This is a genomic window from Nocardioides sp. Z43_10, from assembly GCF_059766615.1.
The window spans coordinates 36,378-51,336 of the sequence record NZ_JCBAJY010000010.1; the positions used below are offsets into that span (position 1 = coordinate 36,378).

Sequence of the window (14,959 nt, forward strand, 5' to 3'; positions counted from 1 at the left end):
CTTGCTTGAGCTCAGCCTCCGCCTGGCCTTCTCACTGGCGGCGGTCATCGGCCTGCTGATGCTGCTGGCGCGCTTCACCTCGCGGCGCTTCCGGGGCAACCGGGACGCATTGATCCGGGTCGTCCAGCGCCAGGCGCTGAGCCGCTCGTCCTCGGTGTCGGTGGTCACGGTCGGGTCCCGGGTGCTGGTGCTGGGCGTGACCGAGCAGCAGGTCCGGGTGCTCGCCGAGCTCGAGCCCGAGGAGATCGAGGACGTCGACACCGAGGCCGACGTGGCCGCGCTGGCGCTGCTCGGCGGTCCCGGATCCGACCGCGCGGGCTCCGACCGCGCCGGCTCCGATCGCGCCCGGGCGTCCGTGCCCACCTCCGCGGGCACCGGCCCGCTGGTCGGGTCGGTGCTCAGCCCGCAGACCTGGCGCCAGGCCTTCACCGCCGCCAGCAGGCGGACCCCGTGACCCTGTCTGGCACCGGGCGCCGGGCTCTGGCCCTGGTCCTGCTCGTCGTCTCACTCTGGTTGCTCACGGCCGTCGGCACGGCGTACGCCGCTCCCGACGGGCCGAGCGGACCGGGCGGTCCCAGCGGGGGCTCCAGCGTCACGATCGAGCTCGACGGGCTGACCGACGACCCCGGCACGTCGGTGACCGCGCTGATCGGCCTCACGCTGCTCTCGCTGCTCCCGGCGATCGTGCTGACCTGCACCAGCTTCACCAAGATCCTGATCGTGCTCGGCCTGACCCGCAACGCGCTGGGGCTGCAGCAGACGCCGCCCAACCAGGTGCTCGCCGGGCTCGCGCTGTTCCTCAGCCTCTTCATCATGGGACCGGTGCTCTCCGACATCAACGACCTCGGTGTGCAGCCCTACCTCGACGGCGACAAGACCTCGAGCCAGGCGTTCACCGAGGGCGTGGAGCCGCTGCGCGAGTTCATGCTCGACAACACCGGCGACGAGGAGCTGCGGCTGCTCACCAACGTCGCCGACCGCGAGCTCCCGGCCAACCGCGACGAGGTCGGCCTCACCACCCTGGCCCCGGCCTTCGTGCTCAGCGAGATCAAGCAGGCCTTCATCATCGGCTTCATCATCTTCATCCCGTTCCTGGTCATCGACATCGTCGTGGCCGGAGCGCTGATGGCGCTGGGCATGATGATGATGCCGCCGGTGATGGTCTCGCTGCCGTTCAAGCTGCTGCTCTTCGTCCTGGTGGACGGCTGGGCGCTGGTCATCAAGTCCCTCGTCGCGAGCTACGGATAGGGCGCGCGAAGATGACCGACACCGCGATCATCGAGATCGCCATGCAGACCATGATGGTCGCGCTCAAGCTCTCCGCGCCGATCCTGCTGACCTCGCTGGTGGTCGGCTTCGTCATCTCGCTGTTCCAGTCGATGACGCAGATCCAGGAGTTCACCCTGGCCTTCGTGCCCAAGCTGCTCGCCGTCGGCGTCGCGCTGCTGGTCTGCGGCAACTGGATGCTGGCCACGATGATCAACTTCACCGTCGATCTCTTCGAGCGCCTCCCGGCTCTGCTCGGCTAGGCGCCCGCCATGACGCTGACGATCGCCGGCGAGCCGCTCATCGCCTACCTGCTGGCCTCCGTGCGGATCCTCGCCTGGCTGGCCGTGGTCCCGCCGTTCGCGGGCCGCTCGGTGCCCGGCATGGCCAAGATGGTGATCGCGCTGGGCCTGGGGCTGGCGGCGACGCCGTCGGCCGCCGGGATCTCCACCGGGGCGGTGGACCTGACCGTCGGCATCGCCACCCAGGTGATGATCGGGCTCTCGATGGGCTTCGTCACCCACCTGCTCTTCGCGGCGATCGCGGCCGCCGGCGCCCTGATCGACGTCTTCGGCGGCTTCTCGCTGGCCCAGGGCTTCGACCCGCTGTCGATGAACTCGAGCACCGTGATGGGCAAGGTCCACCAGCTGCTGGCCACCACGCTGCTCTTCGTGACCGGCGGCCACCTGCTGGTGATCGGCGGGCTGCTGAAGACCTTCGACTTCCTCCCCCTCGGCGCGAGCCCGGACTTCGACCGGATCCACGTCGTGGTCACCACCGCGTTCAGCATGTTCTTCGTGACCGCGGTCCAGATCGCGCTGCCGCTGATCGCGGTGCTGTTCGTCTCCGACCTGGCCCTCGCCCTGCTGACCAAGGTGGCGCCCCAGCTCAACGCGATCAACGTGATGTTCCCGGTCAAGATCGCGCTCACCCTGCTCCTGCTCGGCCTCTCCTTCCCGGTGCTGCCCGAGGTGCTCTCCCGGCTGGTCGATCTGGCCAACGAGGCGATGGCCACGCTGGCGGGGGTGTCATGAGCGAGGAGAAGACCGAGAAGCCGACACCGAAGAAGAACAAGGAGAACCGCAAGGAGGGCCAGGTCCCCCGCACCCAGGAGCTCGGCGCCTGGGCCTCGATGCTGCTGGTCGGGGCGTTCCTGCCCAAGCTCCTGGGCCTGGAGCTGGAGAGCCTGCGCGAGCTGATGATCGCCAGCCTCCGGGCGGGTGAGAGCGCCAGCCCCGCGCTCGCCCTGCAGCTCGCCGCCGGCGGCGCCAAGCACATCGCGCTGGCGCTGCTGCTGCTCGGCGTCGCGGTGATGGTCGTCGGGGTCGCCGGCGCGCTCTCCCAGGGCGGCTTCTACCTCGCCACCAAGTCCCTGAAGCCCAAGCTGTCCAAGCTCGACCCGATCAAGGGCGCCAAGCGCGTCTTCGGTCTCCAGGCGCTCTGGGAGGGCGCCAAGATGCTGCTCAAGGCCAGCGTGGTCACCTACCTCGGCTACCTCTCGATCAAGGGCCTGATGCCCATGGTCGGCACGCTGGCGCCGGTGCCGATGGTGCTGGAGACGGTCGCCGACGACGCCAGGTCGCTGGTCATCAACGTGTCGGTGGCCGGCGTGGTGCTGGCGGTGGCCGACTACGCCTTCCAGCGCCGCAAGGTCGGCAAGTCGGCGCGGATGACCAAGGACGAGGTCAAGCGCGAGCACAAGCAGAGCGAGGGCGATCCGCTGGTGAAGAGCGCGATCCGCTCGCGTCAGCTGGCCGCTGCCCGCAACCGGATGATGACCGACGTGCCGACGGCGGACGTGGTGCTGGTCAACCCCACCCACGTCGCCGTGGCGCTGCGCTACGACCCGGAGAACGGCGCGCCGCGGGTCGTGGCCCGGGGCGCCGGGGTGGTGGCCGCCCGGATCCGCGAGGCCGCCGGCGAGGCCGAGGTGCCGCTGGTGCGCGACGTGCCGCTGGCCCGCGCCCTCTACACCTCCACCCGGGTCGGCCAGGAGATCCCCACCGAGCTCTTCGGCGCCGTGGCCCAGGTGCTGGCCTTCGTGATCAGCCGGCGCACCCGCGGTCAGCGCGGGGGCAGCCACGACACCCCCCGCGGCCTCGAGACGCTGCCCGAGACCAGCCCGATCCGGCGCCGCCGGCCGACCGCCGCGACGGCGAGCCCTTCAGTTGTCGCGCGGGCGAGCCGATGAGCAGGCGGACGCCAGGATGGCGCCGGTGAGGTGCCACGGAGGGCACTGGCTGCAGCGACCCTCCGAAAGGTCCCCATGAAGCGTCTGACCCAGCTCGGCGTGCCCGTCGGCATCGTGATGATCGTGGTCATGCTGGTCGTCCCGCTGCCCGCGGTGGTGCTGGACATGCTGATCGCGCTGAACATCACCGGCGCGCTGCTGGTGCTGATGGTCGCGATGTTCGTCCACAAGCCGCTGGACTTCGCCGCCTTCCCCGCGGTGATCCTGGTGATGACGCTGTTCCGGCTGGCGCTCAACGTGAGCGCCACCCGCCTGGTGCTGCTCGACGGCTACGCCGGCAAGGTGATCGACACCTTCGGCCACTTCGTCGTCGGCGGCTCGCTGATCGTCGGTCTGATCGTCTTCGTGATCCTGCTCGTCATCCAGTTCGTGGTCATCACCAACGGCGCCGGCCGGGTCGCCGAGGTCGGCGCCCGGTTCACCCTCGACGCGATGCCCGGCAAGCAGATGGCCATCGACGCCGACCTCAACTCCGGGCTCATCGACGAGGAGGAGGCGCGCCGCCGGCGCGCCGAGGTGCACGGCGAGGCCGACTTCTACGGCGCCATGGACGGCGCGTCCAAGTTCGTCAAGGGCGACGCGATCGCCGCCATCATCATCACGATCGTGAACCTGCTCGGCGGCTTCGCCGTCGGGGTGGCCCAGCTGGGCATGCCCTTCGGCGAGGCGGTGCAGACCTACAGCCTGCTCACCGTCGGCGACGGGCTGGTCTCGCAGATCCCCGCCCTGCTGCTGTCAGTGGCCACCGGCCTGATCGTGACCCGCTCCACCGCCGACGAGGACATGGGCTCCGACATCGTCCGGCAGATCACCGCCAACCGGACGCCGCTGCGGGTGGCCGGCTTCGCGGCGTTCGGGCTGTGCCTGATCCCCGGGCTGCCCAAGATCCCCTTCCTCTTCGCCGGCGGGATCATGCTGCTGGCCTCCTCGCGGATCCCCCGCGAGAGCGTCCCGGTCGAGATGGCGAAGACCGCCCCCGAGGCGCTGCCCACCGCGGAGTCGCCCGAGCAGCTGGTGGCCGAGATCCAGGTGGACCCGCTCGGTCTCGAGCTGGCCGTCGACCTGATCGACCTGGTCGATCCCAGCGTCGGCGGCGACCTGCTGGACCGGGTCAAGGCGCTGCGCCGCAAGATCGCCGGCGAGCTCGGGGTGGTCGCTCCCCCGGTGCGCACCCGCGACAGCCTGGACCTGCCACCACACACCTACGCGATCATGCTCTTCGGCACCGAGGTGGCCCGCGGCGAGGCACCCTCGGGCACCGTGCTCGCGATCGGCGACTTCCTGGGCTCGCTGCCCGGCAAGCCCACCCGTGAGCCGGTCTTCGGGCTGGAGGCGAAGTGGATCCCCGCCGAGCTGCGCAGCCAGGCCGAGCTCAGCGGCGCCACCGTCGTGGACCGCGCCTCGGTGATCACCACCCACCTGGCCGAGGTGATCACCCAGCACGCGGCGAGCATGCTGGGCCGCGAGGACGTCAAGATGCTCACCGAGGTGGTCAAGCGCTCGCACCCGGTGGTGGTCGAGGAGCTCACCCCGGCGCAACTCAGCCTCGGCGAGGTCCAGCGGGTGCTGCAGGCCCTGCTGAGCGAGGGTGTCGCGATCCGCGACCTGGTCCGGATCTTCGAGGCCCTCTCCCTGCGGGCCGCGCGCACCAAGGACGCCGACGCCCTGGTCGAGGCCGCGCGCGCCGCGCTCGGGCCCGGCATCGTCGCGCCGTACCTGGTCGAGAAGTCGCTGCACGTGATCACCTTCGAGCCGCGCCTCGAGCAGCAGCTCCTGGAGTCGCTGCGCGTCACCGACACCGGGGCGACCATCGCCATCTCCCCCGACATCGGTCAGGCCATGCTGACCCACCTGGCGCAGCTCGTCACCGAGGCCGAGAACCGCAACCTGCCGCCGGTGCTGGTCTGCGCGCCGCAGGTCCGTCCGGCGGTGCGCCGGCTGGTGGAGACGATGCTGCCCAAGCTGCCGGTGCTCTCCTACCAGGAGCTCACCGGCGCCGAGCAGATCCACTCCGAGGGCGTCGTCAGCGCTGAGGACCGGCTGGCGGTGCTGGCGTGAACCCCTTCGCGGTCGCCGTCGTCACCGGGTCCCTGCTCACCGCCCCGGCCTGGTGGGCGGTGCACGTGGACCGGACGCTGTCGGCCGACGTGGCGGTGCAGCGCTGGCTGCTGTGCCTGCTGGCGCTCTGGGCGGTGCTCAGCCTGGCCGCCCGGATGTCGCGGTGGGCGCCCAGGACGGCACCGGAGACGGGAACGGCCCGCAGGCTCGGCGACGTATCGCCCGAACCGGAGGACTGACCGGTTCGCCTGCGGGCCGGGTGACTGCCCTGGAATTGCCAGCGGCATCGACACTGCCGTCGGCGGTGGAGCTGCTAGCGAGCAGCCACCTCACGCGTCCTCGAAGACTTCATCTTTCGGACCACCTCCTTTCCCGTGTCCTTCCAAATTACGCCCGGCGCCGGGAGCCGACAAGCGATTAGTCGACCGCGGCGGCGAACTGCCAGCGGTGCAGCGCGGCGTACGCGCCGTCGCGCACCAGGAGCTCCTCGTGGGTGCCCTGCTCGACGATCGCGCCGTCCTCCATCACCAGGATCAGGTCGGCGTCGCGGATGGTCGAGAGCCGGTGGGCGATCACGAACGAGGTGCGGTCGCGGCGCAGCGCGGCCATCGCGTGCTGGACCAGCAGCTCGGTGCGGGTGTCCACCGAGCTGGTCGCCTCGTCGAGGATCAGCAGCGCCGGATCGGCCAGGAACGCGCGCGCGATGGTGACCAGCTGCCGCTCGCCCGCGCTGAGGCTGCCGGACTCCTCGTCGAGGAGCGTGTCGTAACCGTCGGGCAGCGCGTGCACGAAGCGGTCGACGTACGTCGCGCGCGCCGCGGCCAGGATCTCCTCCTCGCTGGCGCCGGGACGCCCGTAGGCGATGTTGTCGCGGATCGTGCCGGCGAACAGCCAGGTGTCCTGCAGCACCATCCCCACCTGGCCGCGCAGCTCCCCGCGCGGCATCGTGGTGATGTCCACGCCGTCCAGGGTGATCCGCCCGGCGTCGATGTCGTAGAAGCGCATCACCAGGTTGACCAGCGTCGTCTTGCCCGCCCCGGTCGGTCCGACGATCGCCACCGTCTGGCCGGGCCGCGCCACCAGCGACAGGTCCTCGATCAGCGGGGTGTCCGGCTCGTAGCGGAACGAGACGTGCTCGAAGGCCACCTCGCCGCGCCGTACGGCGGGCGTGGGAAGGGGTGGCGGGTCGGCCGGCTCCTCATCAGCGTCGAGCAGCTCGAAGACCCGCTCCGCCGAGGCGACGCCGGACTGCAGCAGGTTCATCATCGAGGCGAGCGTGGTCAGCGGCTGGGTGAACTGGCGGGTGTACTGCACGAACGCCTGCACCTCGCCCAGCGACAGCGAGCCGCTGGCCACCCGCAGACCGCCGATGACCGCGATCAGGACGTAGTTGACGTTCCCGATGAACATCATCGCCGGCATGATCAGCCCGGAGACGAACTGGGCTCCGAAGCTGGCCTCGAACAGCTCGTCGTTGTGCTCGGCGAAGGTCCGCTCGACCTCTTCGCGGCGGTTGAACACCTTGACCAGCGCGTGCCCGGAGAAGGCCTCCTCGACGTGGCCGTTGAGCCGGCCGGTGCCGCGCCACTGGGCGACGAACAGCCCCTGGGAGCGCCGCATGATCGCGCGGGTCACCAGCAGCGACACCGGCACCGAGACCAGCGCGACGAGCGCCAGCAGCGGGGAGATCCAGAACATCATCCCCAGCACCGCCAGCACCGTCATCAGCGACGTCAGCAGCTGGCTCATCGTCTGCTGCAGGGTCTGGCTGACGTTGTCGATGTCGTTGGTGACGCGGCTGAGCAGCTCTCCGCGCGGCGAGCGGTCGAAGTAACCCAGCGGCAGCCGGTTGATCTTCGTCTCGACGTCCTCGCGCATCCGGTAGACGGTGCGCTGCACGACCTCGTTGAGGATGTAGCCCTGCAGCCAGGCCAGCAGCGACGCGACGACGTAGACGGCCAGCACGAGCATCAGCACCCGGCCCACCGCGTCGAAGTCGACCCCCTGCCCGGGGACCAGGTCGGACATCGCGGCGATCATGTCGGCGCGGGTGTCGTCACCACGCGCGCGCAGCCCGTCGACGACCTCCTCGCGGGTGGTGCCGGCGGGCAGGCTGCGGCCGATGAACCCGGCGAAGACCAGGTCGGTGGCGTGGCCCAGGATGCGCGGCGCGATCGACATCAGCGCGACGCTGAGCACGCCGAGGAGCACCACCGCGGCGACCTTGAGCCGCTCGGGGCGCATCCGCGCTGCCAGGCGCTTGGCCGAGGGGCCGAAGGTCATCGCCTTCTGCGCGACCATCGCGCCGTGCGGTCCGCGGCCCGGGCCGCCGGGGCCGCCGGGGCCGGCGTCGATGCGCTCGGTGGCCTGGAACGCCTTGCCCTTGGCGGGCTGGCTGCCTCCGTTGGCGGGCTGGTCGCCGGCGGGCTGGCTGCCGGGGGCTTGGGCGTCGCGGGTGCTCATGCGACGTCCTCGGTGGCGAGCTGGGAGCTGACGATCTCCTGGTACGTCGCGCAGTCGCGCAGCAGCTCGTCGTGGGTGCCCCGTCCCACGATGCGCCCGCCCTCCAGGACCAGCACCAGGTCGGCGTCGCGGATCGTCGCGATCCGCTGGGCCACGATCACCACGGTGGCGTCGCGGGTGACCGGTCGCAGCGCGGCGCGCAGCCGGGCGTCGGTCGCCAGGTCGAGCGCGGAGAAGGAGTCGTCGAACAGGTAGATCCCCGGTCGGCGCACCACCGCCCGGGCGATCGCCAGCCGTTGGCGCTGGCCGCCGGAGAAGTTCGTGCCGCCCTGGCTGACGGGACCGTCGAGCCCGTCGGGCAGCGCCCGGACGAAGTCGGCCGCCTGCGCCACCTCGAGCGCGGCCCAGAGCTCCTCGTCGGTGGCCTCGGGTCGGCCGTGGCGCAGGTTGCTGGCGACGGTGCCGCTGAACAGGTACGCCTTCTGCGGCACCAGCCCGATCTGGCTCCACAGCGCCTCGGGGTCGAGGTCGCGCACGTCGACGCCCGCCACACGCACCACGCCCGCGGTGGCGTCGAAGAGCCGCGGCACCAGGTTGACCAGCGTGGTCTTGCCGGCACCGGTCGAGCCCACCACGGCCAGCGTCTGGCCCGGCCGCGCCGAGAACGTGACGTCGCAGAGCACCGGCGCCTCCGCGCGGGGGTAGGCGAAGGCGACGCCGTCCAGGTCGAGCCAGCCGCGCCTGCCCGGGTCCGGGGTGACCGGGTCGGCGGCGCTCACCACCGACGAGGGCGTCTGCAGCACCTCCAGCACCCGCTCGCCGCAGACCGCGGAGCGCGGCAGCATCATCAGCATGAAGGTGCCCATCATCACCGACATCAGGATCTGCATCAGGTAGGACAGGAACGCGGTCAGCGCCCCCACCTCCATCTCGCCGGAGTCGACGCGATGCCCGCCGAACCAGATCACCGCGACGCTGGAGACGTTGACGACCAGCATCACCAGCGGGAAGAGCGTCGCCATCCACCGCCCCGCGCGGACGGCGACCTCGGTCAGCTCGGCGTTGGCATCCGCGAAGCGCCGTACCTCCTCCGGCTCGCGCACGAAGGCTCGCACCACCCGGATCCCGGTGATCTGCTCGCGCAGCACCCGGTTGACCGCGTCGATGCGCTCCTGCATCAGCCGGAAGCTGGGCACCATCCGGCTCACCACCAGCCCGACCGCGAGGAACAGCGCGGGCACCACCACGGCCAGGATCCAGCCGAGACCGACGTCCTCGCGCAGCGCCATCACCACGCCGCCGACCATCATGATCGGCGCGGAGATCGCCACCGTGCAGGTCATCAGCACCAGCATCTGCACCTGCTGGACGTCGTTGGTCCCGCGGGTGATCAGCGACGCGGAGCCGAACTCGGCCACCTCACGCGCCGAGAACGTGGTGACCCGGTGGAACAGCGCGGCGCGCACGTCGCGACCGAAGGCCATCGCGCTGCGCGCGCCGAACCACACCGCCCCCACCGAGCAGGCGATCTGCACCAGCGAGACGGCGAGCATCAGCCCACCGGCGCGCAGGATGTAGCCGGTGTCCCCCTGGGCGATGCCGTCGTCGATGATGTCGGCGTTCAGGCTCGGCAGGTAGAGCATCGCCACCACCCCGACGAACTGCAGTACCAGGACCGCGCCCAGCCAGGAGCGGTACGGCGCCAGGTGCAGGCGCAGGAGTCTCAGCAGCATCAGGGGGCACTCCTGGGGGTGGTGGTTTCCCCGGCCGGCCGGGTATCGCTGATGTTGTCCGGCGAAATTTCGGCCGACAAGTTCAGGCTTCCCCGGTCGACCGGGGAAACCGACAGGAGACTCACGGCGCCAGCCTGAACGTGCGCCAGCCCGCGCCGGCCCGCTCGTAGACGAGCCGGTCGTGCATCCGGCCGGGCCGGCCCTGCCAGAACTCGACGGACTCCGGGGAGACCCGCCAGCCGCCCCACTCGGGGGGCGCCGGCACCGGCTCGTCGTCGGGGAAGCGCGCCGCGACCTCGTCGTACGACGCGGCGAGGGCGGCGCGGCCGGCCACCTCGCGCGACTGCGGCGAGGCCCAGGCACCCAACTGGGAGCCGCGCGGGCGCTGGGCGAAGTAGTCCTGCACCGCGTCGCGCGACAGCTCGCTCGCGGTCCCCTCGACGCGGATCTGGCGCTCGAGCGGGTGCCAGGGGAAGAGCAGCGCGCAGGAGGGGTTCGCGACGAGGTCCCGCCCCTTGTGCGAGCCGCGATGGGAGAAGAAGACGAACCCCTCGGCGTCGACGCCCTTGAGCAGCACCATCCGCGAGGAGGCTCTGCTCTGCGCGGAGACCGTGGAGAGCACCATCGCGTTGGGCTCGTAGAGCCCTGCGGATCGGGCGTCGGCGAACCACCGCGCGAACATCGTGACCGGGCCCTCGGCGAGGTCGCCCTCCTCGAGACCGCCGCGCGTGTACTCCTCGCGCAGCGCGGCCAGAGCGGGGGTGAGGCCGGGCGCCGGCCTCGGGGAACGGGCGCCGTCGGTCATGTCCCGAGCCTAGCCAGCCGGGCCCCGGGGCGCTCGCGTGTTTCACCACAGGCCACCGGGGTGCAGAATGCGTGGGGCGACCGCGGCGCGCACACGCGCCCGGCCCTCGCCGATCGGCACCACCCCCACAGCATTCAGGCAGCAATTCACAGCAGAGGAGCCTCATGACCGAGGTGCACCACGGGTTGGAGGGCGTCGTCGCCTTCGAGACCGAGATCGCCGAGCCCGACAAGGAGGGCTCCGCGCTGCGCTATCGCGGCGTCGACATCGAAGAGATCGTCGGCCGCGTCCCGTTCGAGAAGGTCTGGGGCCTGCTCATCGACGGGGCCTACGAGCCCGGGCTGCCCCCCGCCGAGCCGTACAACATCCCGGTGCACACCGGTGACATCCGCGTCGACGTCCAGGCCGCCGTGGCGATGCTGGCCCCCGCCTTCGGGATGCGCCAGACCTACGACATCTCCGACGAGCAGGCCCGCGAGGACCTCAGCCGGGTCGCCGTGATGGTGCTCTCGTACGCCGCTCAGGCCGCCCGCGGGCTCGACCAGCCGGTCGTCTCCCAGCGCGAGGTCGACAAGGGCGCCACGCTCGCCGAGCGGTTCATGATCCGCTGGAAGGGTGAGGCCGACCCCAAGCACGTCAAGGCGATCGACGCCTACTGGAGCTCGGCCGCCGAGCACGGGATGAACGCCTCGACGTTCACCGCCCGGGTGATCACCTCCACCGGGGCCGACGTGGCCGCGGCGTTCTCCGGCGCGATCGGCGCGATGAGCGGTCCGCTGCACGGGGGCGCCCCGTCCCGGGTGCTCGGGATGATCCGCGACGTGGAGGAGAGCGGCGACGCGGAGGCCTACGTCAAGCAGCTGCTCGACAACGGCGAGCGGCTGATGGGCTTCGGCCACCGCGTCTACCGCGCCGAAGACCCCCGTGCCCGCGTGCTGCGCCGCACGGCCAAGGAGCTCGACGCGCCCCGCTACGAGGTCGCCGAGGCGCTCGAGAAGGCGGCCCTCGCCGAGCTGCGCGAGCGTCGTCCCGACCGCGTGCTGGAGACCAACGTCGAATTCTGGGCCGCGATCGTGCTCGACTTCGCCGAGGTGCCCCCGCACATGTTCACCTCGATGTTCACCTGCGCGCGCACGGCCGGCTGGTCGGCGCACATCCTGGAGCAGAAGCGCACCGGACGGCTGATCCGGCCCTCCGCGATCTACACCGGCCCCTCCTCGCGACCGGCCGACTCGATCGACGGCTGGAACGAGGCCTGGAGCGAGTAGCCCGCTCACGCCCCCGGCATCGGGCCGGCACGGACCTCGTCCGTGCCGGCCCGATGCGTTTGAGGCGTGTCAGCGGGGCAGCGTCTCAGCGTGTCAGCGGGGCAGCCGGTTGCGGTACCAGCTGGTCGTCCCGCGCGCCCCGGCCCGGCTCAGCGAGATGTGCATGTGGTCGCGGTGGCGCAGCGTCACCGAGCAGCGGGCCCGGCGCTTGCACGAGGAGTTGAGGTAGGGCCGCCCGGCGAACCGGTCGTAGCTGGAGTAGATCCGGTCGTCGAAGATGACGTACATGATCCCCATCCGCCGGGCCAGTGCGTGCTCCTTGCCCCAGGCGTTGGTGGCGAAGGCACGGGCCAGGAAGCGCTGGGCCCGGGCCGCGTCGGCGGGGTCGGTGGCGTCCAGGGTCCAGTCCACGGCCCGCCCCTCCTTGTGCTCCGAGACGCCCCCGCCCGCGCAGCTGCGCGACAGCGGGCCGCTGGCTCCGCCGAAGCTGCGCACCAGCCAGCCGGCGAGCACCCGGGTGCCGGGCTTGGCGTGCGGCGCACAGCGCTGCTGAGGCTGGTACGACGCGTAGTCCTCGATCGCCGCGTGCGCGGGCCCGGCCGCGAGCGCCGGGACCAGCAGGACCAGCGCCAGCACGCTCACCAGCGCCCGACCGAGGGCGGCGGGCGACGGGGCGGCGGACAGCGCGGAGCGGGGCCGGGAGGGCGCAGAGGAGATCACCCCGCCGACGCTAGGAGGTTCAGTCGCGCCCCGTCCGCGCTTCCTGCGCGGAGCCGGCATGTGCGGAGCCGGCATCTGCGGCCAGGGCCTTGCCGAAGCACCGCGAGATCGGCGAGTCCGCGTAGTAGCCGAACTTCTCCACCTCGACGTAGCCGGAGCTGACGTAGAGCGCGATCGCCTCCGGCTGGCGGATCCCGGTCTCCAGCACCAGCACGCCCGCCCCGGCCTCGGCGGCCGTCTGCTCGAGGTGGGCGAGCATCCGCCGTGCGTGGCCGCGCCCGCGCGCCTCGGGCGCGACGTACATCCGCTTGATCTCGGCGCTCTCGCGGGCTCCGAGGACCTCGAGGTCGCTGCGGCGGCGCCAGGCGCCGGTGGCGACGGCCCGACCGTCGAGGTAGCCGACGAAGAAGGACCCGGTCGGCGGCTCGAACATGGCCGGCTCCAGCGGGGTGTCGTCCGGGCCGCCGTAGCGGGTGACGTACTCGGCCTGGACCTCGTCCACGAGCCGCAGCGCGTCGGGGTGGCCGAAGCCCACCCGTCGGATCTCCAGCTCCCCGGCGAGCCTGTCCGCCATCCTGGTCCCTTCTCTTTCCCGCGTGTGTTCCCGTGCGTGCGTCCATGCGTGCGCCTGTGCCTGCGCCGGCGCGGCGTCGGCTGTGCCCGCGCTCGCGCCGGCTGTCACAATAGGGGTGGCTGACAGCGTCGTCACCCACGACCACCTCGACCCCCGAAAGGTTGCCCGTGAGCGACAAGGTGACGGACGCGATCACGATTCCCGCCGAGCTGAGGCCGGTGGACGGGCGCTTCGGCGCCGGCCCGTCGAAGGTCAGCACCGCCGCGCTCGACGCGCTCGCCGCCACCGGCACCGCGCTGATGGGGACGTCGCACCGGCAGGCCCCGGTGCGCGAGGTCGTCGGCCGGGTCCGCGAAGGGCTCGCCGAGCTGTTCTCGCTGCCCGAGGGCTACCAGGTCGTGCTCGGCAACGGCGGGGCCACGGCGTTCTGGGACATCGCGACCTACGGCCTGATCCGGCGCCGCAGCCAGCACCTCACGTTCGGCGAGTTCACCTCGAAGTTCGCCCAGGCCGCCCGGCGGGCGCCGTGGCTCGACGAGCCGTCGGTGATCGCCGCCGCCCCGGGCTCCCGGCCCGACCCGGTCGGCGAGCCGGGCGTGGACGCCTACGCCTGGGCGCAGAACGAGACGTCCACCGCGGTGATGGCGCCGGTGGCACGTCCCGCGGGCGCCGACGACGACGCGCTGGTGCTGATCGACGCCACCTCGGGGGCGGGCGGGCTGCCCGTCGACCTCGCCGAGACCGACGTCTACTACTTCGCCCCGCAGAAGTGCTTCGCCTCCGACGGCGGCCTGTGGCTGGCGACGATGTCTCCGCGCGCCCTGGACCGGGCCGCCGAGATCGCCGCGTCGGACCGGTTCATCCCGGCCTTCTTCGACCTGCCCACCGCGATCGACAACTCCGCCAAGAACCAGACCTACAACACCCCGTCGGTCGCCACCCTGTTCCTGATGGCCGAGCAGCTGGACTGGATGAACGCTCGCGGCGGGCTGGCCGGGATGGTCGAGCGGACCACGGCCTCCTCCAGCGCGCTCTACGGCTGGGCCGAGCGCAGCGCCGTCGCGACGCCGTACGTCACCGACCCCGCGCACCGCTCGCTGGTGATCGCCACCATCGACTTCGACGACTCCGTCGACGCCGCCGCCCTGGCCGCGGTGCTGCGCGCCAACGGCATCGTCGACACCGAGCCGTACCGCAAGCTGGGGCGCAACCAGCTGCGGATCGCGATGTACCCCGCCGTCGACCCCGCCGACGTCGAGGCGCTCACCGCGTCGATCGACTACGTGGTGGAGCGGCTGGGCTGATCTCCTAGCCGAGACCCGCGGCGCGCAGGGCCGCCACCAGCTCGTCGTACGCCGCCCGCCCGAAGGCGACGATGCGGGCCTCTTCGACCTGGGTGGGTGTGTCGCGCAGCGTCTCCAGCGCGGCGGCGATCGCGTCGTCCCGGGGCCAGCCGTAGATCCCGGCGCTGACCAGCGGGAACGCCACCGTGCGCGCCCCGAGCTCGTCGGCGACCCGCAGCGCCTCGGCGTAGCAGGAGGTGAGCAGCGAGCGGTCGGTCTCCCCCGCGCGGTAGTTCGGTCCGACGACGTGGATGACCCAGCGCGCGGGCAGCTCCCCGGCCGTGGTCCAGCCGGCCCGGCCGGTCGCCAGCCCGTCCGGCAGCCGACGCCGGCAGTCCTCGAGGATCGCCGGGCCGCCCGCGGCGTGGATCGCGCCGTCGACTCCCCCGCCCCCGCGCACCGCCCGGCTGGCGGCGTTCACCACCGCGTCGACGTCCTGGCGGGTGATGTCGCCCTCCACCACGCTGATCCGCACCGG

At 71.9% G+C, this 14,959-nt stretch carries 15 protein-coding genes; 9 read left to right on the forward strand and 6 right to left on the reverse strand.

Translation table 11 applies throughout. The features are described from left to right. Position 1: 1 nt before the first annotated feature. The 7 genes from fliO (at position 2) to AC6EI4_RS17070 (ending at position 5,814) form a co-directional block, all read left to right on the forward strand. Positions 2 to 454, forward strand: coding sequence for a flagellar biosynthetic protein FliO (gene fliO / locus AC6EI4_RS17040; protein ID WP_498452190.1), 453 nt, complete (start codon positions 2 to 4; stop codon positions 452 to 454). Next, on the forward strand, positions 451 to 1,248 hold the full coding sequence (gene fliP, locus AC6EI4_RS17045; RefSeq protein ID WP_498452191.1) for a flagellar type III secretion system pore protein FliP: 798 nt from the start codon (positions 451 to 453) through the stop codon (positions 1,246 to 1,248). The genes fliO and fliP overlap by 4 nt, the downstream gene beginning before the upstream one ends. An 11-nt stretch (positions 1,249 to 1,259) precedes the next feature. Continuing rightward, positions 1,260 to 1,529 carry a flagellar biosynthesis protein FliQ gene (fliQ, locus tag AC6EI4_RS17050; RefSeq protein WP_498420830.1) on the forward strand — a complete coding sequence of 90 codons (270 nt, stop codon included), beginning with the start codon at positions 1,260 to 1,262 and terminating at the stop codon, positions 1,527 to 1,529. A gap of 9 nt (positions 1,530 to 1,538) precedes the next feature. Beyond that, positions 1,539 to 2,300, forward strand: a complete 762-nt coding sequence (locus AC6EI4_RS17055) for a flagellar biosynthetic protein FliR (RefSeq protein WP_498452192.1) — start codon at positions 1,539 to 1,541, stop codon at positions 2,298 to 2,300. Beyond that, positions 2,297 to 3,457: an EscU/YscU/HrcU family type III secretion system export apparatus switch protein gene (locus tag AC6EI4_RS17060; protein ID WP_498452193.1), complete on the forward strand. Its 1,161-nt coding sequence runs from the start codon at positions 2,297 to 2,299 to the stop codon at positions 3,455 to 3,457. Before AC6EI4_RS17055 ends, AC6EI4_RS17060 begins: the two co-directional genes overlap by 4 nt. A gap of 75 nt (positions 3,458 to 3,532) precedes the next feature. Continuing rightward, positions 3,533 to 5,575, forward strand: a complete 2,043-nt coding sequence (gene flhA, locus AC6EI4_RS17065; RefSeq protein ID WP_498420823.1) for a flagellar biosynthesis protein FlhA — start codon at positions 3,533 to 3,535, stop codon at positions 5,573 to 5,575. Then, the gene (locus AC6EI4_RS17070; protein ID WP_498452194.1) at positions 5,572 to 5,814 is read left to right on the forward strand and encodes a hypothetical protein; all 243 of its coding nucleotides are present in this window, start codon (positions 5,572 to 5,574) and stop codon (positions 5,812 to 5,814) included. The genes flhA and AC6EI4_RS17070 overlap by 4 nt, the downstream gene beginning before the upstream one ends. A gap of 178 nt (positions 5,815 to 5,992) precedes the next feature. Here AC6EI4_RS17070 and AC6EI4_RS17075 read toward each other — a convergent pair whose 3' ends face one another. From AC6EI4_RS17075 to pdxH, 3 genes are all read right to left on the reverse strand, one after another. Continuing rightward, positions 5,993 to 8,038 carry an ABC transporter ATP-binding protein gene (locus AC6EI4_RS17075; protein ID WP_498452195.1) on the reverse strand — a complete coding sequence of 682 codons (2,046 nt, stop codon included), beginning with the start codon at positions 8,036 to 8,038 and terminating at the stop codon, positions 5,993 to 5,995. Next, on the reverse strand, positions 8,035 to 9,771 hold the full coding sequence (locus tag AC6EI4_RS17080; RefSeq protein ID WP_498452196.1) for an ABC transporter ATP-binding protein: 1,737 nt from the start codon (positions 9,769 to 9,771) through the stop codon (positions 8,035 to 8,037). Before AC6EI4_RS17080 ends, AC6EI4_RS17075 begins: the two co-directional genes overlap by 4 nt. 121 nt (positions 9,772 to 9,892) lie before the next feature. Then, positions 9,893 to 10,576, reverse strand: coding sequence for a pyridoxamine 5'-phosphate oxidase (gene pdxH / locus AC6EI4_RS17085; protein ID WP_498452197.1), 684 nt, complete (start codon positions 10,574 to 10,576; stop codon positions 9,893 to 9,895). 164 nt (positions 10,577 to 10,740) lie between these two features. Between pdxH and AC6EI4_RS17090 the strand changes: the two genes are divergently transcribed. Then, entirely contained in the window at positions 10,741 to 11,844 is a 1,104-nt protein-coding gene (locus tag AC6EI4_RS17090) for a citrate synthase 2 (protein WP_498452198.1), read from the forward strand. A 93-nt stretch (positions 11,845 to 11,937) separates the two neighbouring features. Here AC6EI4_RS17090 and AC6EI4_RS17095 read toward each other — a convergent pair whose 3' ends face one another. Beyond that, positions 11,938 to 12,564 (reverse strand): VldE C-terminal domain-containing protein, encoded by a 627-nt coding sequence (locus AC6EI4_RS17095; protein ID WP_498452199.1) that lies wholly within the window; start codon positions 12,562 to 12,564, stop codon positions 11,938 to 11,940. Positions 12,565 to 12,583: 19 nt separating this feature from the next. Beyond that, a complete protein-coding gene (locus AC6EI4_RS17100; RefSeq protein ID WP_498420807.1) occupies positions 12,584 to 13,138 on the reverse strand; it encodes a GNAT family N-acetyltransferase in 555 nt (184 codons plus the stop codon). 167 nt (positions 13,139 to 13,305) lie between these two features. On the opposite strand from AC6EI4_RS17100, the gene serC reads away from it, so the two are divergent. Then, positions 13,306 to 14,442, forward strand: a complete 1,137-nt coding sequence (gene serC, locus AC6EI4_RS17105) for a phosphoserine transaminase (RefSeq protein WP_498452200.1) — start codon at positions 13,306 to 13,308, stop codon at positions 14,440 to 14,442. A 4-nt stretch (positions 14,443 to 14,446) separates the two neighbouring features. On the opposite strand, the gene AC6EI4_RS17110 is transcribed toward serC, so the two are convergent. Next, positions 14,447 to 14,956, reverse strand: coding sequence for an O-acetyl-ADP-ribose deacetylase (locus AC6EI4_RS17110; RefSeq protein WP_498452201.1), 510 nt, complete (start codon positions 14,954 to 14,956; stop codon positions 14,447 to 14,449). Between the last annotated feature and the right edge of the window lie 3 nt (positions 14,957 to 14,959).